The organism is Mycobacterium sp. SMC-21, assembly GCF_045310825.1.
In the GTDB taxonomy this organism is placed as follows: Bacteria; Actinomycetota; Actinomycetes; order Mycobacteriales; family Mycobacteriaceae; genus Mycobacterium.
This window is the reverse complement of sequence record NZ_JBJIAO010000014.1, coordinates 20,563-41,394: the sequence shown is the minus strand read 5'-3', so window position 1 is coordinate 41,394 and position 20,832 is coordinate 20,563. Positions and strand designations below refer to the sequence as shown.

Below are 20,832 nucleotides of genomic sequence, written 5' to 3'. Positions count from 1 at the left end.
TCGGTCCGGGCTGAGCAGTCACGGCGAAGAGTGGGGTTTCCCTCTTCCACAGCGGCCTGATCACCACGTTGCAATGCATGGCTCTTGTGAGCCGGCTCATAGTAGCTAGAACATGTTCGCACTGGCAAAAGAACAGCAAAATCACTGAGAAACGACATATAATCGCAGCTCAGGATATATTTTGACGTTGCCGTCACTGTAACAAGTTCTAGTGCCTACGCGGCGCTTTCTACGCCGCGTCAGCACTCGATCCGGGACGTTCAGTCCCTCGACTCCATCAGGGCAGTCGCCGAGAAATTCCGCTCCGGATCGCGGTCAGCAAAATATCCGCGCAACGTGGCACTCAGTTGTGTCATGTCCCACTCAGCGGACGACGCCGTGAAGTGGCTCTCCACGGTCGGGGCTGCTACCAGGGTCACAGTCGGACCATAAACGATGAAGAGCTGGCCATTCACGTTTTCCGACGCGGGCGAGGAAAGGAAACGCACCAATTTCACAACGTGTTCCGGCGACAGCGGGTCGACCTCTCCTTCACCAGGAGCCGCACCGAACACATCGGCCGTCATCGCGGTACGCGCCCGCGGCGCAATCGCGTTGGCGCGGACGCCGTAGCGCTCCAGACCGCGGGCCGCGGTCAGGGTCAGGGCCGTGATGCCGGCCTTGGCGGCGCCGTAGTTCGCCTGCCCCACCGGACCGGCCAGGCCGGCCTCGGACGAGGTGTTGACAATCCGGCCGTACACCTTGCCGTCGGCCGACTCCTTGGCCTTGGCGCGCCAGTAGGTCGCGGCGTTGCGGGTCAGCAGGAAGTGGCCGCGCAGGTGGACCGCGATGACCGCGTCCCAGTCCTCGTCGGTCATGTTGAACAGCATCTTGTCGCGGGTGATGCCCGCGTTGTTGACCACGATGGCTAGCCCGCCCAGGCTGTCCGCCGTGGCGACGATCTCGTCGGCGGTGCTGCGGGCGCTGATGTCGCCCGCCACCGCAACGCCTTTGGAGCCGGCGGCCTCGATCTCGGCGAGCACGTCCGACTTGTCGAGCGCGCCGGCCATGTCGTTCACCACGACGGTGGCGCCGGCCTGCGCCAGGCCGATGGCCTCGGCGCGGCCCAGCCCCGCGGCGGCACCGGTGACCACGGCCACCTTCCCGGACAGGTCAGTGGAGTCGATTTGGCTGGTCAATTTATGAATACCTCTAGTCTTTACGGAGAAGGGCGGCGCGGGGGCATTCCGCGATGGACTGCTCGGCCAGTTCTTCCTGGTCGGCAGGCACCGGATCGGCCTTGACTACTGCATAGTCGTTGTCGTCGAGATCGAAAAGGTCCGGCGCAATTCCCACGCAAACCGCGTTTCCTTCACAGCGATCGTGATCAACTTCAACCCGCATGACACCCTCCTGAGAGCCCGGATTTCGACGGTGAGGCCAACATAACGACACCACCATGGCGATGCCAGTGTGGCACGCTCTGGACCCCAAGACTAGAACGTGTTACAAGTTTGAATAGGCACGGGTCGACGAAAGCCGCCCCGGCAACGTGACAAACGGACCGAAGACCCAACCCAATTCAACTGATAAAGGATGAGTTCGATGCGGATCGGCTACACGCCCGAGCAGGAGGAGCTGCGGCGCGAACTGCGCTCGTACTTCACCAAGCTCATGACCCCGGAGCGCGCCGAGGCGCTGGCGTCCAACGACGGCGAGATGGGACGCGGCAACGTCTACCGCGAGACCGTCGAGCAGATGGGCAAGGACGGCTGGCTGACGCTGAGCTGGCCCAAGGAGTATGGCGGCCAGGCCCGCCCGCCGATGGACGGCCTGATCTTCAACGACGAGGCCGCCATCGCCAACGTCCCGGTGCCGTTCCTGACCATCAACTCCGTGGCGCCGACGATCATGCACTTCGGCACCGAGGAGCAGAAGAAGTTCTTCCTACCCAAGATCGCCGCGGGCCAGCTGCACTTCTCCATCGGCTATTCCGAGCCCGGCGCCGGCACCGACCTGGCGTCGCTGCGCACCACCGCGGTCCGCGACGGTGACGACTACGTCATCAACGGCCAGAAGATGTGGACGTCGCTGATCGCCTACGCCGACTACGTCTGGCTGGCGGCCCGCACCAACCCCGAGGCCAAGAAGCACCGCGGCATCTCGATGCTGATCGTGCCGACCACCGCCGAGGGCTTCTCCTGGACACCGGTGCACACCATGTCCGGTGTGGACACCAGCGCCACCTACTACCAGGACGTTCGCGTCCCGACCTCCAGCCTGGTCGGCGAAGAGCACGGCGGCTGGAAGCTGGTCACCAACCAGCTCAACCACGAGCGCGTGGCCCTGGTGTCTGCGCAGCCGATCTTCGTCGCACTGGACGGGGTTCGGGAATGGGCCCAGAACACCAAGGACCACCACGGCAAGCGCCTGATCGACTCCGAGTGGGTGCAGCTGAACCTGGCCCGGGTGCACGCCAAGGCCGAGGTGCTGAAGCTGATCAACTGGGAGCTGGCCTCGGCCACCGACTCCGCGCCCTCCCCCGCCGACGCATCGGCGGCCAAGGTCTACGGCACCGAGCTGGCCACCGAGGCCTACCGGCTGCTGATGGAGGTGCTCGGCACCTCGGCGACGCTGCGCCGTGACACCCCGGGGGCACTGCTGCGCGGCCGGATCGAGCGCTGGCACCGGTCCTGCCTGATCCTGACCTTCGGCGGCGGCACCAACGAGATTCAGCGCGACATCATCGGCATGGTGGCTCTTGGCCTGCCCCGAGTGAACCGGTAAGGACTGACATGGATTTCAAGACAACCGAAGCATCTGAGGACCTCGGCGGCCTGGTCCGGTCCATCACCGAATCGGTGGTGACCCCGGAACGGCAGAAGGAGCTGGACAAGCTCGACGAACGGTTCGACCGTGAGCTGTGGGACAAGCTGATCGATTCCGACATCCTGTCCACCACCGCACCGGAGTCGGTGGGCGGCGGTGGTTTCGGTCCGCTGGAGCAGTCCGCCGTGCTCGTGGCACTGGGCCGTCAGCTCGCGGCGGTGCCGTACCTCGAGTCGACCATCCTGGCCGCCGGCGCCATCGCCGAATTCGGTTCGGCCGAGCTGCAATCCGAGTGGGCCGCCCCGGCGGTCGCCGGCAGCAAGATCGTCGTGCCGGCGCTCGACGGCGAGATGGGTCAGGGCCCGGTGCAGGCCACCGGCAGCGATGAGACCGGCTACAAGCTCACCGGCACCCGCACCCAGGTCGCCTACGGCCCGGTCGCCGACGCCGTCCTGGTGCCTGCCGAAAGCGATTCCGGCGTCAAGGTTTTCCTGGTCGCGGCGGCCGACGCGGGCGTCACCGTCACCTCGCTCGACACCACCGGGCACGGCAGCGTCGCGCACCTGGATCTGCAGGGCGTGACTGTCGCCGCTGACCGCATCGTCGGCGGCGCCGAGGTGCTCGCCTGGCTGCAGCTGCACAATGCTTTGGGCCGCACCGCATTCCAGCTCGGTGTGGTGGAGTGCGCGCTGGAGCTCACCGCGTTGTACGCCCGCGAGCGCGAGCAGTTCGACCGCCCCATCGGCAGCTTCCAGGCCGTGTCGTCCCGGTTGGCCGACGGCTACATCGACGTCAAGGCGCTGCGCCTGACGCTGACCCAGGCCTCCTGGCGCGTGGCCGAGGGCCTGCCCGCCGAGGTGGACGTGAACACCGCGGCGTTCTGGGCCGCCGAGGCCGGACACCGGGTGGCACACACCGCGGTGCACGTACACGGTGGTGTCGGCATCGACATGGATCACCCCGTGCACCGCTACTTCCTGGCCGCCAAGCAGACCGAGTTCGCGGTCGGCGGGGCCACCGGGCAGCTGCTGCAGATCGGGCGCGAACTCGCCGAGACGCCCGTCTAGATTCGACTGATGTCCTCCCGGCCCACCGTCAGCGACCTGCTGCGCCCGCTCATCGACGTCACCGACCGCGGGTTGTACGACTGCACCACGGCGCCGGACGACTCATCACAAGATGACGGCGGCCCAGCCGGTTTCACCAGCTGGGCCGACCACATCGCCGCGGGCGCACAGTTGGCCGCGGCGCTGAAGGCGCGACTGGACCCGGCCAAGCCGCCGCACATCGGTGTGCTGCTGAGCAATACGACGTTCTTCTCGTCGCTGCTGGTGGCCGCCGCGCTGGCCGGGCTGGTTCCGGTCGGCCTCAACCCGACCCGCCGCGGGGCGGCGCTGGTCGGCGACGCCGAGCGCTCCGACTGCCAGTTGGTGCTCGCCGACAATCCCGACCTGGTCCCGGCCGGTCTCGATGCCGCGGGCATCGACGTCATAGACGTCGAATCCGCTTCGTGGGCAACCGAACTCGCCGGGTTCGCCGGCACCGCGGTGCAATTCGCGGACGTCGATCCCGACGACCTGTTCATGCTGATCTTCACGTCGGGCACCAGCGGTGACCCCAAGGCCGTCCGGGTCACCCACGACAAGGTGGCGTTCCCGGGCCAGATGCTGGCCGATCGTTTCGGCCTCGGGCGCGACGACACGTTCTACCTGTCCATGCCGCTGTTCCACTCCAACGCCGTGATGGCGGGCTGGGCCGTGGCGCTCGCCGCGCAGGGGTCGATTGCGTTGCGCCGCAAGTTCTCTGCCTCCGGATTCCTCCCGGACGTGCGCCGCTACGGCGCCACCTATGCCAACTACGTCGGCAAGCCGCTGTCGTACATCCTGGCCACCCCGGCCCGGCCGGACGACACCGACAATCCCCTGAAGTTCATGTACGGCAACGAGGGTGCCCCCCGTGACCTCAACCGGTTCGCGCAGCGCTTCGGCGTCGTCGTCGTCGACGGCTTCGGCTCCACCGAGGGCGGTGTCGCGATCGCCCGCACCCCGGACACCCCGGCCGGCGCGCTCGGGCCGCTGACCGAAGAGGTGGCCATCGTCGATGTGGAGACCGGCCAGCCGTGCCCGCCGGGCGTCGTCGGCGAAATCGTGAACCCGACCGGCCGGGGCTGGTTCCGCGGCTACTACAACAACGACGCGGCCGAGGCCGAGCGCATGGCCGGCGGCGTCTACCACACCGGCGACCTGGCCTACCGGGACGAAGCGGGGTTCATCTATTTCGCTGGGCGCCTTGGCGATTGGATGCGGGTCGACGGCGAGAACCTCGGCACCGCACCCATCGAGCAGGTGCTGCTGCGGCACCCTGACGTGGTCGAGGCAGCCGTCTACCCGATACCCGATCCCGCCGTCGGCGACCAGGTGATGTCGGCACTCGTCCTCCTCGACCACGCGGAGTTCTCCGCGGACGACTTCAGCGCCTTCCTTGCCGCACAGGAGGATCTGGGCCCCAAGCAGTGGCCCCGGTTCATCCGCGTCGCCACGACGCTGCCGCGGACCGAGACGTTCAAGGTCATCAAGCGGCAACTGTCGGCCGAGGGCACCGACTGCGCCGACCCGGTTTTCGCGATCGCCCGCTAGTCGTGGACCGGGACGGCCTCGACGAGTGACATCGGACCCGCCGTCGAGACCACGCGGCTCTGCCGAAAGCCGGCGCGCGCCAACAGGTCCGCGTATTGCGCACCGGTACGCTCCCGACCACCGGCAGCCACCAGCATCTCCAGATCGAGAAGCATGCCGGGATGGTGCGCCGTGCCTTCCGGCAGGACCATTTCGATGAGGGCCAGGGTCCCGGCCGGGTCGATCGCCTTGCGGATGTTCCGCAGGATCACCAGCGCACTGTCCTCGTCCCAGTCGTGGATGATCGTCTTCAACAGGTAGGCATCCCCACCTTCGGGGACCGCTTCGAAGAATGAGCCGCCGGTGACCGCGACCCGGTCGGATACGCCGGCCGCGTCCAGCACCGGACCGGCGCCGGCCACGACGGACGGCAGATCGAACAGCACACCCTCGGCATCAGTGGCCTGCTGCAGCACCGCGGCGAGCAGCGCCCCGTGCCCGCCGCCGACGTCGACGATCGTCCGGAAACGAGTGAAATCGTAAGCGGGCATGAGGGTTTCGATCGCCATGGCCGATACCGCGGTCATCGCGTTGTTGAACACCTCGGCGAGGTCGCGGTCGGTCTCCAGGTATTCGAAGATGGGCATGCCGCGCAGCATCTCCGCGGACGTCTTGCCGGTCTGCACCGAATACAACAGCTGCCCCCAGTGCTCCCAGTGCTTCGGGTGGCCGACGAACTGCAGCATGGGCGCCATGGAACCCGGCGCATCGGACCGCAGCGCATCTCCGAGCCGGGTCAGCGCGAACCGGCCGTCGCGATCCTGCTTGAGCAGCGAGTTGCCGGCCAGCGCCCGCATCAACCGGAACGTGGCGCCGGGATCGGCGCCCACGCGGCGCGCGATGTCATCGGCAGTTGCGGGACCACCAGCGAGAGCGTCGAAGATGCCGAGTTTGGACGCCGCGTACATCGCCTGGGTCAACCAGCTGCCCTGCACCATCTCGAACACGGTCAGATTGGGCGGCACCACGGCCTGCCGGATCTGACTCAGCCCTTCCCGGACCCGGCCGATACCGTCCATGAACCAGGCGGGCGGTGGTTTCTGCGCATTTGCCACTGGCACACAGTAATGCCACAGCTAATGCCCACGCTAGAGCCGGTTTCGAGTAGCTCGCCGTCCGGCTCACAGGATCACCGCGAGCATTGTCGATTAGTCTCGGCCATATGAGAACGTCCGCGATCACCGGCCTCGTCGCGGCAGCGACCGCACTGTCTGTGGTGCTGGCCGGTTGCGACTCCGGCAAAGACGCGAGCGCGTCGTCCGACAACGTGACAAGCGCCGCGCCGACCGCGGCGGACGCGGGCAACAAGCAGGCAACCGACGGTCCCAACCCGACGATTGCCAGCTACATCAAAGACCACAAGATCACCGAACAGCAGGTGCACCGCACCGATCCGGGCGAGCCGAAGGTCGACCTGCCGAAGCCCGATGGCTGGCGAGCCTCCGGTGATGACAACCCGCCGTGGGCCTACGACTCGATCATCTACACCGGACCGGTCGACGCGGCGAACTATGCGCCGAGCGTGATCGCGCTGCTGTCGAAGCTGACCGGTGACGTCGACGCCAAGGCGCTGATGGCCACCGCGCCCGGGGAGATTCAGAACCTCCCGGGCTTCACACCGGCGGGCCCCGGCACCGAAACCAAGGTGCGCAACTACCCCGCCTACCGGATCGCCGGTACCTGGGTTTCGGACGGCAAGACGAAGTTCGTCGCACAGCAGACGGTGATCTTCCCGTCGGACGGGGCAACCTATGTCCTGCAACTGAATTCAGACGGCGCGGCGGATCAGACGCCCATCATCCAGGCCGCCACCGATGTGGTGGCGCAGCAGGTGAAGATCACGCCGTAGCGCTGATCGTCACCTGCCGCGCGGCGAAATCAGTTGTCGCGGATGGCGTCCAGGCGCTTGGTGGCGGCCTCGAACTCGGCGACCAGTTCGGCGATGATGACCGCGACCGGACGGATCTCGTTCATCCGGCCGACGATCTGACCGACCGGCATGGCGACGGCGGTCGGGTCACCGGACTCGTTCATCCGCTGGTGGGCCTCGCTGACGAGGATGTTCTGCAACGGCATCGGCAGTGGATCGGGTGCGCCGTCGGCGTCCCAGGCGTCGGTCCAGCGGCTCTTGAGCAGCCGGGCCGGCTTGCCGGTGTAGATCTTGCGGCGGACGGTGTCGGCCGAGGTCGCGTTCAGCATCGCCTGCTGCACAACGGAAACGCCCGATTCCAGACGGACCCCGAGGTCGTATTCGGCCGAGGTCAGGAACGCCGAGCCCATCCAGACGCCCTGCGCGCCCAGCGCCAGCGCGGCGGCCAGCTGGCGTCCCGTGCCGATGCCGCCGGCGGCCAGCACCGGGGCCGAACCACCAAGGGCGTCAACGATTTCCGGCCACAACACCATGGAACCGATCTCACCGGTGTGGCCACCGGCCTCGTGCCCCTGGGCGACGACGATGTCGACGCCGTTCTCCACGTGCCGTGCCGCGTGCTTGGCCGAGCCGGCCAGCGCGGCGACCGGAACGCCCGCGGCATGCGCCTGGTCGATGACGTCCTTGGGTGGCGAGCCGAGTGCGTTGGCGATCAGCTTGATCGGGTGCTTGAGCGCCACCTCGACGTGGCTGCGCGCCACCGAGTGCAGCCAGCCGAGCACGCCTTCGTTCTTCTCCTCGTCCGCCGGCAGCGGCGGCACCCCGAGCTCGGCGAGGGTCTTGGCGACGAAGTCCTTGTGCCCCTGCGGGATCAGCTTGTTGATGTCGACGCTGGTGCCCTCGGTGGGGACCTTGGCGGGCATCACGATATCGACGCCGTACGGCTTGCCGTCGGTGTTGGCGTCCATCCACTGCAGGACGTTCTCGAGATCGTCGGCGTCGTTGAACCGGACGCAACCCAGCACGCCCATGCCGCCGGCGCGGGTCACGGCGGCGGCCACCTTCTCCGACGGCGTGAAGACGAAGATCGGGTATTCGATCCCGAAGCGTTCACAGAGTTCGGTTTTCATTTCTCGTTCCTGACTAGGCTTGTGCGCCTGCGTGTTTCGCGTGAACCTCATCGGCGGGACGCGCCTCGGTCTGATCCTTGGCCCAGCGGTAGTCGGGCTTGCCGGCCGGGGAGCGCTTGACCTCGTCGACCAGCCACAGGCTGCGCGGCACCTTGTAGCCGGCGATCTCGCTCCGGACGAACGCATCCAGGTCTGCCAGCGCAGGCCTGGTGCCCTCGCGGGGCTGCACCACGGCCGCGACGTGCTGACCGAAGCGCGGGTCCGGCACGCCGACGACCAGGGCGTCGAACACATCCGGGTGTCCCTTGAGCGCGGCCTCGACCTCTTCGGGGTAGATCTTCTCGCCACCGGAGTTGATCGACACCGAGCCGCGGCCCAGCATCGTCACGCTGCCGTCGGCCTCGACCTCGGCGTAGTCGCCGGGGATCGCGTACCGGACCCCGTTGTAGGTGCGGAAGGTCTCGGCGGTCTTCTTCTCGTCCTTGAAGTAGCCGACCGGGATGTGCCCGCACTTGGCGATGATGCCGCGCACGCCCGAGCCCGGAACCACCTCGTTGCCGTCCTCGTCGAGGACCTTGGTGTTCTTGTCGATGGTGACGCGGGGACCGCCGGTGTGCGACTGGCCCTTCGCCACGATGCTGGTGCCGCCGAAGCCGGTCTCCGACGAGCCGATCGAGTCGGTGATCACGCGGTTCGGCAGCAGCTCGAGGAACTTCTCCTTGAGGCTGGTCGAGAACAGCGCGGCGGTGCTGGCGAGCAGGAACAAGCTGGAGAGGTCGTATTCGTTGCCGGCGTCCTGATGCGCCAGCAGCGCGTCCAACAGTGGCCGCGCCATCGCGTCCCCGGTGAAGAACAGCAGATTGACCTTGTGCTCGTGGATCATTCGCCAGGCGGCGTCGGCGTCGAACTCCGGCATCAGCACCACGGTGTGTCCGGTGAACAGCGCCATCCAGGTGGCGGACTGTGTCGCGCCGTGAATCATCGGCGGAATGGGGAGCCGAATCATCGGCGGGTTGGCGGCGGCCTGCTTGGACAGGTCGTACTCGTCGGCGATGGGCTCGCCGGTGGCGAAGTCGGTGCCGCCGAACAGCACGCGGTAGATGTCCTCGTGCCGCCACATGACGCCCTTGGGGAATCCGGTGGTGCCGCCGGTGTAGAGCAGGTAGATGTCGTCCTCGCTGCGCGGACCGAAGTCACGCTCGGGCGAGCTGTCGGCGATGGCGGAGTAGAACTCGACGCCGCCGTAGCGCTGGAAGTCGTTGTCGGACCCGTCCTCGACGACGAGGATCGTCTTCAGCAGCGGCAACTCGGGCAGCACATTGGCGACCCGGTCGGAGTACTGGCGCTCATGGATCAGGGCGACCATGTCCGAGTTGTCGAACAGGTACTTCAGCTCGCCCTCGACGTAGCGGAAGTTGACGTTGACCAGGATCGCGCCGGCTTTGACGATGCCGAGCATGCCGATCACGATCTCGATGCGGTTGCGGCAGTAGAGCCCAACCTTGTCGTCTTTCTTCACGCCCTGCGACTGGAGGTAGTGAGCCAGGCGGTTGGCCTTCTCCTCCAACTGGGCATAGGTCAGCTGTTCGTCGCCACAGATGAGTGCGACGCGGTCCGGCACAGCATCAATGGCGTGCTCGGCGAGATCTGCGATGTTCAGAGCCACGTTACATAAACTAGAACGTGTTACATTTTGTGACAAGTCTAACGATCTCGAGACCGGAAGTTGGTACCCGTGAGCGAACCCGAAAAAGGCCCCGACGCCCTCATTGAGCAGCGCGGACACACGCTGATCGTCACCTTGAACCGGCCCGAGGCCCGCAACGCCCTTTCGGGCGAGATGCTCTCGATAATGGTCGAGGCGTGGGACCGCGTCGACAACGATCCCGAGATCCGCACCTGCATCCTGACCGGTGCCGGCGGCTACTTCTGTGCCGGCATGGACCTCAAGGGCGCCACCAAGAAGCCGCCGGGCGACTCGTTCAAGGACGGCAGCTACGACCCGTCGCGCATCGACGGTCTGCTCAAGGGCCGCCGCCTGACCAAGCCGCTGATCGCGGCGGTCGAGGGCCCGGCCATCGCCGGCGGCACCGAGATCCTGCAGGGCACCGACATCCGCATCGCCGGGGAGAGCGCCAAGTTCGGCATCTCTGAGGCCAAGTGGAGCCTGTACCCGATGGGCGGTTCGGCAGTGCGCCTCGTGCGCCAGATTCCGTACACCATCGCGTGCGACATGCTGCTGACCGGCCGGCACATCACCGCCCAGCAGGCCCTGGACTACGGGCTCATCGGATACGTCGTGCCGGACGGCACCGCGCTGGACAAGGCTCTCGAGATCGCCGAGGTGATCAACAACAACGGTCCGCTGGCGGTCCAGGCCATCCTCAAGACCATCCGCGAGACCGAGGGCATGCACGAGCTGGACGCCTTCAAGCCCGACACCGCCAACGGCATCCCGGTCTTCCTGTCCGAGGACTCCAAGGAAGGCCCGCTGGCGTTCAAGGAGAAGCGCGCACCGCAGTTCAAGATGCGCTGATGCACATCGCAGTGACGGGAGGCACCGGCTACGTCGGCGCCCACACCGTCCGCGCCCTGCTGGCCGCCGGGCACACCGTGCGACTGCTGGTGTTTCCCGGCGGCAGCGACGATGCCGCGCTCGACGCGCTGGGCCGGATCGGTCCGCTCGAGATCCTGACCGGCGATATCCGGGACCCCGCAACGGTTTCCGAGCTGTTGGCCGGCTGCGACGCCGCGCTGCACGCCGCCGGCGTCGTCGGCACCGACAGCCGGCGCACCCAGCTGATGTGGGACATCAACGCCCACGCCACCGAGGCGCTGCTCACGCGGGCCTGCGAGCTCGGGCTGGACCCGGTGGTGTCGGTGTCGTCCTACAGCTCACTGTTCCCGCCGACCGACGGCGTCATCGGGCCCGACACTCCCCCGGCGCCCGGTCGCAGCGACTACGCCCGCACCAAGGCCTACGCCGACAATGCGGCCCGCCGGTTGCAGGCCGAGGGCGCGCCCGTCGTCGTGACGTACCCGTCGTCGGTCGTCGGTCCGGCGTTCCACACGGCAGTCGGTGTGACACAACGTGGTTGGGACCCCATCGTGCGCTACCGCGTCGCCCCGCGGCTGCGCGGCGGCATGCAGATGATCGATGTCGGTGATGTCGCCCGGGTACACACGGCGCTGATGCGGCCCGGCCGCGGCCCGAAGCGCTATGTCTGCGGCGGCGTGCTGCTGACGTTCGATCAGATGGTCGACGCGCTGCAGTCGGCGCTGGGCCGGCCGATCCGGCGGATTCCGCTGTCGCCCGGCATGTTTCGCGGCGTCGGCCGGGTGTCGGATGTCGCCGGGCGCTGGCTGCCCCTGGCCGAGGGGCTGAGCTACGAAGCCGCCCTGCTGCTGACGGCCGCCGTCCCCACCGACGACAGCCTGACCTTGTCCGACCTGAGCCTGACCTGGCGCGACCCCCGAGAGTCGATCGTCGAATCTTTTGCGTGATTTGTGCACGATTTTCCGCGGCCATCGCGGAAAATCGTGCACAAATCACGAACGCCGGGGGGACCAGGATGCCAACCACCGACACCTCGCTGGTGCGTGGTCTGCTGCTGCAGTTCGCGCTGCGGGCGCTGTTGGTGGTGTTCGTCGGGTTCGGCCTGTTGCTGGAGCCCCCGAACGCCAACCTGCCGCTGCACTGGGGCGTCTTCGCCTGTTACGTCGCGATGGTCGCGGCATGGGGTTGGTGGGGACGGCGCTCGGCCGACCAGTCCGACCGGCGCACCCAGCGCGTGGTGGCACTGCTCATGCTGTGCGCGGATCTGACTGTGGTGGCGGTCATTTCCGTGGACAGCGGGCTCAGTTCCCCGGAAACCTGGACGTCGGACGTGATGCAGCACGGGCTCTTCCTGATCCCACTGATCGCGGCAGCTCAGCTCGATCCCGCCGTCAGCGCCATGATCGCGATTCCCACCGTCGCCACGTTCTTCGTCGTCAACTGGATCGACCGGGAGGCCAACGGCGACGAACCCTGGGGCTCGATCCTGCTGCGGACCGCCATCGTGTTCGGCCTGGCCGCCGGTTCGGTCGCGCTGTCGTGGGTGCAGCAGTCCAAGACCAGGACCATCGCCGGGCTGGCCCAGGAGCGGACCCGTCTGCTCGAAGAGGTGATCAGCCTGGAGAAGCGCGAACGTCAATCCCTCTCGGAGCGCCTGCACGACGGTGCGCTGCAGTACGTCCTGGTGGCGCGGCACGACATGGAGGACGTCCGTGACGGGTCGGTCGAGGGCATGGACCGCGTCGACTTCGCGCTCGCGGAATCTTCCCGGCTGCTGCGCGACGTGGTGCGCGAACTACATCCCGAGGTGCTGGCCCGCTCCGGCCTCAAGGCCGCGATCACCGCGCTGGCCGACGGCATCGGCGCACGGACCAGCATCACGGTTCATCTGGACGCCGACGACTGGCCCGACAGCCTGCGCACCGACGCCGACCATCTGCTCTACAGCGCGGCCCGGGAGTTCTCGACCAACGCGATCAAGCACGCGCACGCCGACAATCTGCGATTCACGCTGGCGCACAAGGGAAACCGTGCCGAGCTGTGCATCGCCGACGACGGCGTCGGGATCCCGCCCGACCGGCTCTCCCAGAGCGTCGAGGACGGGCACATCGGGTTCGCGTCGATCTGCACGAAAGTGCTTGCCACCGGCGGCGAATTCACTGTCACGGGCGCACCCGGCACCGTCATCTCGCTCTCGGTGCCCGCGACGAGCACCGAGAGCGGCTAGTTCAGAGCACCCGCGCAGTCGGGGTGAAGACCACCGGCATGGCCTCGGGGCCGCTGACGAAGTTGGCGGCGCGCAGCGGAATGTCCGCACCGTCGGCCAGACGCAGGTCGGGCAGCCGCTGGAGCAGCCGCTCGGTCATCAGGCGCAGCTCCAGCCGGGCCAGCTGGTTGCCCATGCAGAAGTGGGTGCCGAAGCCGAAAGCCAAGTGGCTGTTGGGATTCCGGTCGATGTGGAATTCGTCCGGGTTCTCGAACTGGTCACCGTCGAAGTTCGCCGACTCGAACATCAGCATGACCTTCTCGTCCTTCTTCAGCTCGGTGCCGTAGAAGACGGTGTCCGCGGTCAGCGTGCGACACATGTTCTTGATGGGCGAGGTCCAGCGCAGCATCTCCTCGATCGCGCCGGGCATCAGCGACGGATCCGCGACGAGGCGGTCCCACTGGTCGCGGTTGCGCATCAGCTGCTCGGTGCCGCCGGACAGCGTGTGCCGCGTGGTCTCGTCGCCGCCGATCAGGATCAGCAGTGTCTCCATGACGATCTCGTCATCGCTCAGCCGCTGACCTTCGACCTCGGAGTTGATGAACACCGAGAACAGGTCGTCGGTCGGGTTGGCCCGCCGGTCCTTGATGACGTCCATGGTGAAAGCGGTGTATGCCGCAAAGGTTTCCATCAGCTTCTGGATCGACGTCTCGTCCAGGTGCGACGACAGCCCCGACACCAGCTCATCGGACCAGTCGAGCAACATCTCGCGCTCTTCGGGCACCACGCCGAGCATGTCGCCGATGACGGCCATGGGCAGCGGGGCCGCCAGGTCGCGGACGAAGTCGGCCTCGCCCTTCTCGCAGACGTTGTCGATCAGCGCATCGACCAGACGCCCGATCGACGGCACCTTGTCCATGACGCGCTTGCGGGTGAAGCCGGCGTTGACGAGCTTGCGCCGCAACAGGTGTGCCGGATCGTCCATGTCGATCATGTACGGCATCCCCGGCTGGTCGGGGCGGATGCCGCCGGCGTTGGAGAACAGCTCGGCATTGCGCTCGGCGTCGAGGACGGACTGGTAGGTCGTCACCGCGGCCTGTCCGGTGCGGTCCCGGAACACCGGCTCGTTGGCCCGCATCCACCGGTACGCCTCGTGCGCGGCTGCCCGGTCGGCATAGAACCGGCCGTCGGCCAGGTCAACGTCGGGGCGGGTGATAACACTGGTCACTTGATCTCCTGAGCGTCGGCGAAGGTCATGTCTACGTTGTCAGCGGAACCCGAGAGCATGGCGCGTTTCGGCAATCCGAGGGCCGCCAATTCCCGGGCGTACGGGTGGTCACCGAGGCGCACCGTCACGCCCCCGGGCCGGTAGCGCACGCCGGACGGTCTCATCACGCCGACGGTCTCGCGGGTGACACCGTCGAGGTGCGAATAGGTCGGGGGCGCCTGGGGTTTCGACGGCGCGGGCACCGGCAGGCCGGGCCGGAAGTCCATCCCGACGGCGAACCGGCCGTCGATGGTGACGTCGAAGCCGAAGTTCTTCCCGTCACGGACGGCGAAGTCCGCCATGACCTTCGGATAACCCCAGATCGATCGACCGGCTTCCAGCGTGAAGGCCTGGTCGACGGGCAGGTGATGGATGAAGGCGCCGGCGGACTGCAGGGCGCGCAGGCCCGAGGCGTTCGAGCCGGGCGGGTTCACCATGATGTTGGTGCCGTACTCGTAGTACTCGCCGAGGTCGCTGTCGACGTAGTGCATCAGCATCAGCACGGCCACCGCCCGGCGCGGGCGAAACCGGCACACCTGCAGGCCGCTGTAGTCGATCATGCGCTGTGCGGCATCGGCGTCGACCGAGAACATCGCCATGTGCTGCGTCGCCTTCCGGACGCGCACGGGCATGGTCAGCACGGTGCCGGCAATGACATGCTGCGACGGTGCGGACTCGGTGGCGTCTGTCACAGCACAAATCTAGAACACGTTATAGACACTTTGCAATAAGTGTCTACTGCCAACTTCGCGAGCAGACGCAAAACTGCACGTCGACAGCCCAAAACGACAGTTTTACGTCTGTTCGCGAGGGAAACTAGACCAATTCAGCCAGCTGGTTGATCTGCTCGACCGACTTGGCCCCGACGACCATCATCGTCACGCCCGAGGCTTCCCAGGCCTTGATCTGTTCCTTGACGTAGTCCAGGTTGCCGACGATCGCGGAGTCGTCGACCAACTCGTCCGGAATGACCTTGGCCGCCTCGTCCTTGCGGTCGCTGCGGAACAGCTTGGTGACATCGTCGACGACCTCGGAGTAGCCCATGCGGCGGTACACCTCGGCGTGGAAGTTGGTGTCCTCCGAACCCATGCCGCCCATGTAGAGCGCCAGGTGCGGCTTCATCATCTCCATGACCATCGGCCGGTCGTCGGTGACGATGATCTGTGCGGTGGCACAGATTTCGAACGTCTCGCGGGTCCGGCGAGCGCCGGCGCGCGCGAAGCCCTCGTCGAGCCATTCGTTGTACATGCCGGAGATCCGGGGCGAGTAGAAGATCGGCAACCACCCGTCGGCGATCTCGGCGGCCAGCGCGACGTTCTTGGGGCCTTCGGCGCCCAGCATCACCGGGATGTCCGCGCGCAGCGGATGCGTGATCGGCTTGAGCGGCTTGCCCAGACCCGTCGTGCCCTCACCCGAGAGCGGCAGCGGGTAGTGCGGGCCGTCGCTCGTCACCGGGGCCTCGCGGGCCCAGACCTGGCGCAGGATGTCGATGTACTCGCGGGTGCGCGCCAGCGGCTTCGGGAACTTCTGCCCGTACCAGCCCTCGACGACCTGCGGACCCGACACACCCAGCCCCAGGATGTGGCGGCCACCCGACAGGTGGTCGAGCGTCAGCGCTGCCATGGCGCACGCCGTGGGCGTGCGGGCCGACATCTGAATGACCGACGTACCCAGGCGCATCCGCGTGGTTTCCCGGCCCCACCAGGCCAGCGGGGTGTAGGCATCCGAGCCCCAGGCCTCCGCGGTGAAGACGGTGTCGAACCCCGCTTCTTCCGCCGCGGCGACGAGCGTCGCGTGATCGGTGGGCGGCTTGGCGCCCCAGTATCCGAGCTGCAAACCGAGTTTCATGGGGCCGCCTTTCCGAACGTGCTTGCCACGATTGTTAGAACCTGTTCTACTCGATGCCGTGAGCGTTAGCCAAAGCAGCCCAGCCCAGATGGCAGGCCATGAGCCGCCCCTTTCGGCTCCGCTGAAACTGTCATTCGACTACACCCGTTCAGTCGGTCCGGTCCTGAGTCAGTTCTTCACCGCGCTGCGCGGCCGACGCATCGTCGGCACCCGCGGTTCAGACGGCCGGGTACACGTACCTCCCGCCGAGTATGACCCTGTCACGTACGAGGCCCTGACCGAGGTGGTTCCGGTCTCCAGCGTCGGCACCGTGGTGTCGTGGACCTGGCAGCCCGAGCCCCTGGAGGGCCAGCCCCTGCAGAAGCCGTTCGCCTGGGCGCTGATCAAGCTCGACGGCGCCGACACTCCGCTGCTGCACGCCGTCGACGCCCCTGAGGGTTCACTGAAGGCCGGTGACCGTGTCCGTGCGCACTGGGTCGACGAACCCGTCGGCGCCATCACCGACATCGCCTACTTCGTGCCTGGCGAAGATGCTGTCGAGCCGTTGCCGGCTGATGACCGCGACCCGGTGACCATGCTGGTCGTGCCGTCGTCCATCGAAATCCAGCACACCGCTTCACTTCCCGAGAGCACCTTCCTGCGTGGTCTGCAGGAGGGCAAGCTGCTCGGCGGCCGCACCAAGGTGGGCCGCGACGGCAAGCCCGGCCCGGTGCTGTTCCCGCCGAAGGAGGCCGACCCGGCCACCGGCCTGGAACTCGACGAATTCGTCGAGCTGGTCGATCGCGGCACCGTCACCACCTTCGCGATCATCAACATCCCGTTCGCCGGCCAGCGCATCAAACCGCCGTATGTGGCCGCCTACGTGCTGCTCGACGGCGCCGACATCCCGTTCCTGCACCTGGTCACCGAGATCGACGCGGCCGACGTCCGGATGGGCATGCGGGTCGAGGCGGTGTGGAAGCCCCGCGAGGAGTGGGGCCTGGGCATCGACAACATCTCGCACTTCAAACCGTCCGGCGAACCCGACGCCGACTACGACTCGTACAAGCACCACCTGTAAAAGGAACTGCAACAATGACTTCCAGTGACGTAGCGGTCGTCGGGTTCGCGCATGCCCCGCATGTGCGCCGCACTGACGGCACCACCAACGGCGTCGAGATGCTGATGCCGTGCTTCCAGAAGCTGTACACCGAGTTGGGCCTGAAGCAGACCGACATCGGCTTCTGGTGCTCCGGTTCGTCGGATTACCTTGCCGGCCGGGCATTTTCCTTCATCTCGGCGATCGACTCGATCGGCGCCATCCCGCCGATCAACGAATCGCACGTCGAGATGGACGCGGCCTGGGCGCTGTACGAGGCCTACATCAAGATCCTGACGGGCGAGGTCGATACCGCGCTGGTCTACGGCTTCGGCAAGGGCAGCGCCGGCACCCTGCGCCGGGTGCTCGCCCTGCAGACCGACCCGTACACCGTCGCGCCGCTGTGGCCGGACGCCGTGTCGATGGCGGGTCTGCAGGCCCGCTTCGGTCTGGACGCCGGCAAGTGGACCGCCGAGCAGATGGCTCAGGTGGCGCTCGACGCGTTCGCCGCCGGCGGCCGCACCGACCGCGAAGAGGTCACCGGCAGCATCGACGACCTGTTGTCGCGGCCGTTCTTCGCCGACCCGCTGCGCCGCCACGACATCGCCCCGATCACCGACGGTGCCGCCGCCATCGTGCTGGCGTCGGCCGACAAGGCCCGGGAACTGCGGGAAAACCCGGCCTGGATCACCGGTTTCGAGCACCGCATCGAGACCCCGATCCTGGGTGCCCGCGACCTGACGACGTCGCCCTCGACCGCCGCCTCGGCGCAGGTCGCCACCGGCGGCGACGCCGGTTCGATCGACATCGCCGAGCTGCACGCGCCGTTCAGCCACCAGCAGCTGATCCTCAAAGAGGCCATCGGACTTGGTGAGTCGACGAAGATCAACCCGTCCGGTGGCGCGCTGGCCGCCAACCCGATGTTCTCGGCGGGTCTGGAGCGCATCGGCTTCGCCGCCGAACACATCTTCAACGGCACTGCGGGCCGCGTGCTGGCTCATGCCACGAGTGGTCCTGCGCTGCAACAGAATCTGATTGCCGTCCTGGAGGGTAAGAACTAATGGCGAACAAAGCCGCCGTCCTCGGCACGGGACAGACCAAGTACGTCGCCAAGCGGCTCGACGTCTCGATGAATGGCCTGGTGCGCGAGGCGATCGACCGTGCACTGGCCGATTCCGGCTGCACGATGGCCGACATCGACGCGGTCGTCGTCGGCAAGGCACCGGACTTCTTCGAGGGCGTCATGATGCCCGAGCTGTTCATGGCCGACGCCACCGGCGCCACCAACAAGCCACTGATCCGCGTGCACACCGCCGGTTCGGTGGGTGGCTCGACCGCGATCGTCGCCGCCAGCCTGGTGAAATCCGGCAAGTACCGCCGCGTGCTGACCATGGCCTGGGAGAAGCAGTCCGAGTCGAACGCCATGTGGGCGTTGTCCATTCCGGTGCCGTTCACCAAGCCCGTCGGCGCGGGTGCGGGCGGCTACTTCGCCCCGCACGTGCGCGCATACATCCGCCGCTCGGGCGCGCCGGAGCACATCGGCGCCATGGTGGCGGTCAAGGACCGGCTCAACGGCGCCAAGAACCCACTGGCCCATCTGCACCAGCCCGACATCACCGTCGAGAAGGTGATGGCATCCCAGATGCTCTGGGACCCAATCCGTTTCGACGAGACCTGCCCGTCATCGGACGGCGCGGCCGCACTGGTGATCGGCAACGAGGAAGTAGCCGACGCCCGCGTCGCCGAGGGCCATCCGGTGGCCTGGATCCACGCCACCGCACTGCGGACCGAACCACTGGCCTACTCGGGCCGCGACCAGGTGAACCCGCAGGCCGGTCGCGACGCCGCCGCCGCCCTGTGGCGCGACGCCGGCATCACCAGCCCCATCGACGAAATCGACTGCGCCGAGGTCTATGTGCCGTTCTCGTGGTTCGAGCCGATGTGGCTGGAGAACCTGGGCTTCGCCGCCGAGGGTGAGGGCTGGAAGCTGACCGAGGCCGGCGAGACCGCCATCGGCGGCAGGATTCCGTTCAACGCCTCCGGCGGTGTGCTGAGCTCCAACCCGATCGGCGCGTCCGGCATGATCCGGTTCGCCGAGTCGGCCATCCAGGTCATGGGCAAGGCCGGTGACCACCAGGTCGAGGGCGCCCGCAAGGCGCTCGGTCACGCGTACGGCGGTGGCGCACAGTACTACTCGATGTGGGTCGTCTCGAGCGACAAGCCGGGCAAGTAGTTGCCTGGGCGTACGCCGTGAGGGTCGCGCCGGTCCCGACCGAAGTAGGTCGGGTCCGGCGCGACCTTTGACGCCCTCATCGAAAAGAAGAAAGATTCACTGAAGCGGTACGCCGACATCCACATCCACTCCGGCTGGCAGGACTGACATGACAGTTTCCGATCCGAATCATCCCGCGCACCTGGCCGGCAAGCGTTCCCGCGATGCCGTTGCCGCCCGCGACAAGGACGCCTGGCTGGCCAACTTCGCCGACGACGCCATCGTGCAGGACCCGATCGGGCCGTCGTTCCTGGATCCCGAGGGCAAGGGGCACCGAGGCAAGGAAGCCATTTCGGGCTTCTGGGACAAGGCGATCGCCCCCACCGACAGTCTCGTGTTCAACTTCGAGACCACCTACCAGTGCGGCGACGAGGAGGCCAACGTCGGCAACATCGTGACCACCATCGGCGGGCACGACTTCACCACCCATGGCGTCTTCACCTACCGCGCCAACGAAGCCGGGCAGCTGGTGGCGCTGCGCGCGTTCTGGGAAGCGCCGCGCACTTCGTGATTTGTGCACGAAAATCCGCGGCCACCGCGGATTTTCGTGCACAAATCCCGGTCAGAAAGTCCAGGACCCCGACGGCTGCAGCACGAAGCCGTGGCCGCCGTCGGTGGTGTCGATGCATGCGGTGACGCTGCCGGCAACCACACCGCACGTCATCGTCGTCAGAGTCACCTTCTCGCCCGGCGCCAGTAGCGGTGCACCGGCGAGATCGGTCGGATAGTCGCCGCGGTAGTTGCTGATCGTGCCCTCGTTGGCCGCGTGCACCTGCGCGACCCCGAAATCGCGGGGCGCCTTGGCGTTGGGGTCGGCAGTGACGGCCAGACCCGTCGTCCCCGGCACCGGGCCGTAGCACCGCACGGTCGGCGCCACCCCGCCCAGCGCGCTGACGAGGCACGCCAGCCCGTCGGGTGTCGAGAACTTCACCACCTGCTGATCAGTGCGCTGGTAGGTCGCCAGATGGGTCGACGTGACGATGCTGAAGCCCGCGAGGTCGGGAAAGTTGGGTGGCGGCGCGGCCTGTGCGAACGGCGCCGTGAGCACCACGACTGCACCGGTCAGGGCGATGAGCGGCAGCTTCATGCGCCCAGTCTCGGCCGAAGCTCGGCCGGAATGT

General features: G+C 67.1%; 20 protein-coding genes and 1 pseudogene. 12 read left to right on the top strand and 9 right to left on the bottom strand.

Annotated features, from left to right (window positions below; all coding sequences use genetic code 11):
- Positions 1 to 260: 260 nt before the first annotated feature.
- Both ACJH6H_RS15670 and ACJH6H_RS15665 read right to left on the bottom strand, forming a co-directional pair.
- Positions 261 to 1,187 carry a 3-oxoacyl-ACP reductase gene (locus tag ACJH6H_RS15670; RefSeq protein ID WP_406775276.1) on the bottom strand — a complete coding sequence of 309 codons (927 nt, stop codon included), beginning with the start codon at positions 1,185 to 1,187 and terminating at the stop codon, positions 261 to 263.
- A gap of 4 nt (positions 1,188 to 1,191) precedes the next feature.
- Positions 1,192 to 1,383, bottom strand: a complete 192-nt coding sequence (locus tag ACJH6H_RS15665; RefSeq protein WP_043398182.1) for a ferredoxin — start codon at positions 1,381 to 1,383, stop codon at positions 1,192 to 1,194.
- A gap of 201 nt (positions 1,384 to 1,584) precedes the next feature.
- Here ACJH6H_RS15665 and ACJH6H_RS15660 point away from each other — a divergent pair, with 201 nt between their 5' ends.
- Genes ACJH6H_RS15660 through fadD17 form a run of 3 tightly spaced genes read left to right on the top strand, consistent with a single transcriptional unit; the run spans position 1,585 to position 5,444 of the window.
- The gene (locus ACJH6H_RS15660; RefSeq protein WP_029105069.1) at positions 1,585 to 2,766 is read left to right on the top strand and encodes an acyl-CoA dehydrogenase family protein; all 1,182 of its coding nucleotides are present in this window, start codon (positions 1,585 to 1,587) and stop codon (positions 2,764 to 2,766) included.
- 8 nt (positions 2,767 to 2,774) lie between these two features.
- Positions 2,775 to 3,875 carry an acyl-CoA dehydrogenase family protein gene (locus ACJH6H_RS15655; protein WP_406775243.1) on the top strand — a complete coding sequence of 367 codons (1,101 nt, stop codon included), beginning with the start codon at positions 2,775 to 2,777 and terminating at the stop codon, positions 3,873 to 3,875.
- A 9-nt stretch (positions 3,876 to 3,884) separates the two neighbouring features.
- Complete coding sequence (gene fadD17, locus ACJH6H_RS15650; protein WP_406775242.1) at positions 3,885 to 5,444, top strand: long-chain-fatty-acid--CoA ligase FadD17; 1,560 nt, start codon at positions 3,885 to 3,887, stop codon at positions 5,442 to 5,444.
- Here fadD17 and ACJH6H_RS15645 read toward each other — a convergent pair.
- On the bottom strand, positions 5,441 to 6,544 hold the full coding sequence (locus ACJH6H_RS15645; protein WP_406775241.1) for a methyltransferase: 1,104 nt from the start codon (positions 6,542 to 6,544) through the stop codon (positions 5,441 to 5,443). The two genes, fadD17 and ACJH6H_RS15645, sit on opposite strands and share 4 nt — an antisense overlap.
- A gap of 101 nt (positions 6,545 to 6,645) precedes the next feature.
- Here ACJH6H_RS15645 and ACJH6H_RS15640 point away from each other — a divergent pair, with 101 nt between their 5' ends.
- Entirely contained in the window at positions 6,646 to 7,332 is a 687-nt protein-coding gene (locus ACJH6H_RS15640) for an LpqN/LpqT family lipoprotein (protein WP_318985477.1), read from the top strand.
- Positions 7,333 to 7,361: 29 nt separating this feature from the next.
- Here the strand turns inward: ACJH6H_RS15640 and ACJH6H_RS15635 are convergent, their stop codons facing one another.
- Positions 7,362 to 8,483, bottom strand: coding sequence for an NAD(P)H-dependent flavin oxidoreductase (locus ACJH6H_RS15635; RefSeq protein ID WP_406775240.1), 1,122 nt, complete (start codon positions 8,481 to 8,483; stop codon positions 7,362 to 7,364).
- Positions 8,484 to 8,496: 13 nt separating this feature from the next.
- Positions 8,497 to 10,149, bottom strand: a complete 1,653-nt coding sequence (locus ACJH6H_RS15630; protein ID WP_138250785.1) for an acyl-CoA synthetase — start codon at positions 10,147 to 10,149, stop codon at positions 8,497 to 8,499.
- 69 nt (positions 10,150 to 10,218) lie between these two features.
- Between ACJH6H_RS15630 and ACJH6H_RS15625 the strand changes: the two genes are divergently transcribed.
- From ACJH6H_RS15625 to ACJH6H_RS15615, 3 genes are all read left to right on the top strand, one after another.
- Positions 10,219 to 11,019, top strand: a complete 801-nt coding sequence (locus tag ACJH6H_RS15625) for a crotonase/enoyl-CoA hydratase family protein (protein WP_061005817.1) — start codon at positions 10,219 to 10,221, stop codon at positions 11,017 to 11,019.
- The gene (locus tag ACJH6H_RS15620; RefSeq protein ID WP_406775239.1) at positions 11,019 to 11,987 is read left to right on the top strand and encodes an NAD-dependent epimerase/dehydratase family protein; all 969 of its coding nucleotides are present in this window, start codon (positions 11,019 to 11,021) and stop codon (positions 11,985 to 11,987) included. The genes ACJH6H_RS15625 and ACJH6H_RS15620 overlap by 1 nt, the downstream gene beginning before the upstream one ends.
- A gap of 68 nt (positions 11,988 to 12,055) precedes the next feature.
- Positions 12,056 to 13,267, top strand: a complete 1,212-nt coding sequence (locus ACJH6H_RS15615; RefSeq protein ID WP_406775238.1) for a sensor histidine kinase — start codon at positions 12,056 to 12,058, stop codon at positions 13,265 to 13,267.
- A 1-nt stretch (position 13,268) separates the two neighbouring features.
- Here ACJH6H_RS15615 and ACJH6H_RS15610 read toward each other — a convergent pair whose 3' ends face one another.
- The 3 genes from ACJH6H_RS15610 to ACJH6H_RS15600 form a co-directional block, all read right to left on the bottom strand.
- Positions 13,269 to 14,474 (bottom strand): cytochrome P450, encoded by a 1,206-nt coding sequence (locus tag ACJH6H_RS15610; RefSeq protein WP_406775237.1) that lies wholly within the window; start codon positions 14,472 to 14,474, stop codon positions 13,269 to 13,271.
- Complete coding sequence (locus ACJH6H_RS15605) at positions 14,471 to 15,145, bottom strand: acetoacetate decarboxylase family protein (RefSeq protein WP_406775275.1); 675 nt, start codon at positions 15,143 to 15,145, stop codon at positions 14,471 to 14,473. The genes ACJH6H_RS15610 and ACJH6H_RS15605 overlap by 4 nt, the downstream gene beginning before the upstream one ends.
- 184 nt (positions 15,146 to 15,329) lie before the next feature.
- The gene (locus ACJH6H_RS15600; RefSeq protein WP_406775236.1) at positions 15,330 to 16,361 is read right to left on the bottom strand and encodes an LLM class F420-dependent oxidoreductase; all 1,032 of its coding nucleotides are present in this window, start codon (positions 16,359 to 16,361) and stop codon (positions 15,330 to 15,332) included.
- A gap of 58 nt (positions 16,362 to 16,419) precedes the next feature.
- Here ACJH6H_RS15600 and ACJH6H_RS15595 point away from each other — a divergent pair, with 58 nt between their 5' ends.
- The 5 genes and pseudogenes from ACJH6H_RS15595 to ACJH6H_RS15575 all read left to right on the top strand — a co-directional run bounded on the left by ACJH6H_RS15595 (position 16,420) and on the right by ACJH6H_RS15575 (position 20,222).
- Positions 16,420 to 17,421, top strand: coding sequence for a Zn-ribbon domain-containing OB-fold protein (locus ACJH6H_RS15595; RefSeq protein ID WP_138250791.1), 1,002 nt, complete (start codon positions 16,420 to 16,422; stop codon positions 17,419 to 17,421).
- A 14-nt stretch (positions 17,422 to 17,435) separates the two neighbouring features.
- Positions 17,436 to 18,500: a thiolase domain-containing protein gene (locus ACJH6H_RS15590; protein ID WP_138250792.1), complete on the top strand. Its 1,065-nt coding sequence runs from the start codon at positions 17,436 to 17,438 to the stop codon at positions 18,498 to 18,500.
- On the top strand, positions 18,500 to 19,672 hold the full coding sequence (locus tag ACJH6H_RS15585; RefSeq protein WP_138250793.1) for a thiolase domain-containing protein: 1,173 nt from the start codon (positions 18,500 to 18,502) through the stop codon (positions 19,670 to 19,672). The genes ACJH6H_RS15590 and ACJH6H_RS15585 overlap by 1 nt, the downstream gene beginning before the upstream one ends.
- A 48-nt stretch (positions 19,673 to 19,720) precedes the next feature.
- Positions 19,721 to 19,819, top strand: a pseudogene (locus ACJH6H_RS15580) (LLM class F420-dependent oxidoreductase); the annotation flags it as partial.
- Position 19,820: 1 nt separating this feature from the next.
- Entirely contained in the window at positions 19,821 to 20,222 is a 402-nt protein-coding gene (locus ACJH6H_RS15575) for a nuclear transport factor 2 family protein (protein ID WP_138250794.1), read from the top strand.
- A gap of 51 nt (positions 20,223 to 20,273) precedes the next feature.
- Here ACJH6H_RS15575 and ACJH6H_RS15570 read toward each other — a convergent pair whose 3' ends face one another.
- Positions 20,274 to 20,798, bottom strand: a complete 525-nt coding sequence (locus ACJH6H_RS15570; RefSeq protein ID WP_138250795.1) for a hypothetical protein — start codon at positions 20,796 to 20,798, stop codon at positions 20,274 to 20,276.
- Between the last annotated feature and the right edge of the window lie 34 nt (positions 20,799 to 20,832).

Excerpts from the sequence above, each read along its gene's own strand:
- ACJH6H_RS15640 (WP_318985477.1), top strand. The coding sequence starts at position 6,646 with ATGAGAACGTCCGCGATCACCGGCCTCGTCGCGGCAGCGACCGCACTG.
- ACJH6H_RS15590 (WP_138250792.1), top strand. The coding sequence starts at position 17,436 with ATGACTTCCAGTGACGTAGCGGTCGTCGGGTTCGCGCATGCCCCGCAT.
- ACJH6H_RS15575 (WP_138250794.1), top strand. The coding sequence starts at position 19,821 with ATGACAGTTTCCGATCCGAATCATCCCGCGCACCTGGCCGGCAAGCGT.
- ACJH6H_RS15570 (WP_138250795.1), bottom strand. The coding sequence starts at position 20,798 with ATGAAGCTGCCGCTCATCGCCCTGACCGGTGCAGTCGTGGTGCTCACG.
- fadD17 (WP_406775242.1), top strand. The coding sequence starts at position 3,885 with ATGTCCTCCCGGCCCACCGTCAGCGACCTGCTGCGCCCGCTCATCGAC.
- ACJH6H_RS15635 (WP_406775240.1), bottom strand. The coding sequence starts at position 8,483 with ATGAAAACCGAACTCTGTGAACGCTTCGGGATCGAATACCCGATCTTC.
- ACJH6H_RS15600 (WP_406775236.1), bottom strand. The coding sequence starts at position 16,361 with ATGAAACTCGGTTTGCAGCTCGGATACTGGGGCGCCAAGCCGCCCACC.
- ACJH6H_RS15660 (WP_029105069.1), top strand. The coding sequence starts at position 1,585 with ATGCGGATCGGCTACACGCCCGAGCAGGAGGAGCTGCGGCGCGAACTG.
- ACJH6H_RS15655 (WP_406775243.1), top strand. The coding sequence starts at position 2,775 with ATGGATTTCAAGACAACCGAAGCATCTGAGGACCTCGGCGGCCTGGTC.
- ACJH6H_RS15585 (WP_138250793.1), top strand. The coding sequence starts at position 18,500 with ATGGCGAACAAAGCCGCCGTCCTCGGCACGGGACAGACCAAGTACGTC.
- ACJH6H_RS15665 (WP_043398182.1), bottom strand. The coding sequence starts at position 1,383 with ATGCGGGTTGAAGTTGATCACGATCGCTGTGAAGGAAACGCGGTTTGC.
- ACJH6H_RS15620 (WP_406775239.1), top strand. The coding sequence starts at position 11,019 with ATGCACATCGCAGTGACGGGAGGCACCGGCTACGTCGGCGCCCACACC.
- ACJH6H_RS15615 (WP_406775238.1), top strand. The coding sequence starts at position 12,056 with ATGCCAACCACCGACACCTCGCTGGTGCGTGGTCTGCTGCTGCAGTTC.
- ACJH6H_RS15605 (WP_406775275.1), bottom strand. The coding sequence starts at position 15,145 with ATGCCCGTGCGCGTCCGGAAGGCGACGCAGCACATGGCGATGTTCTCG.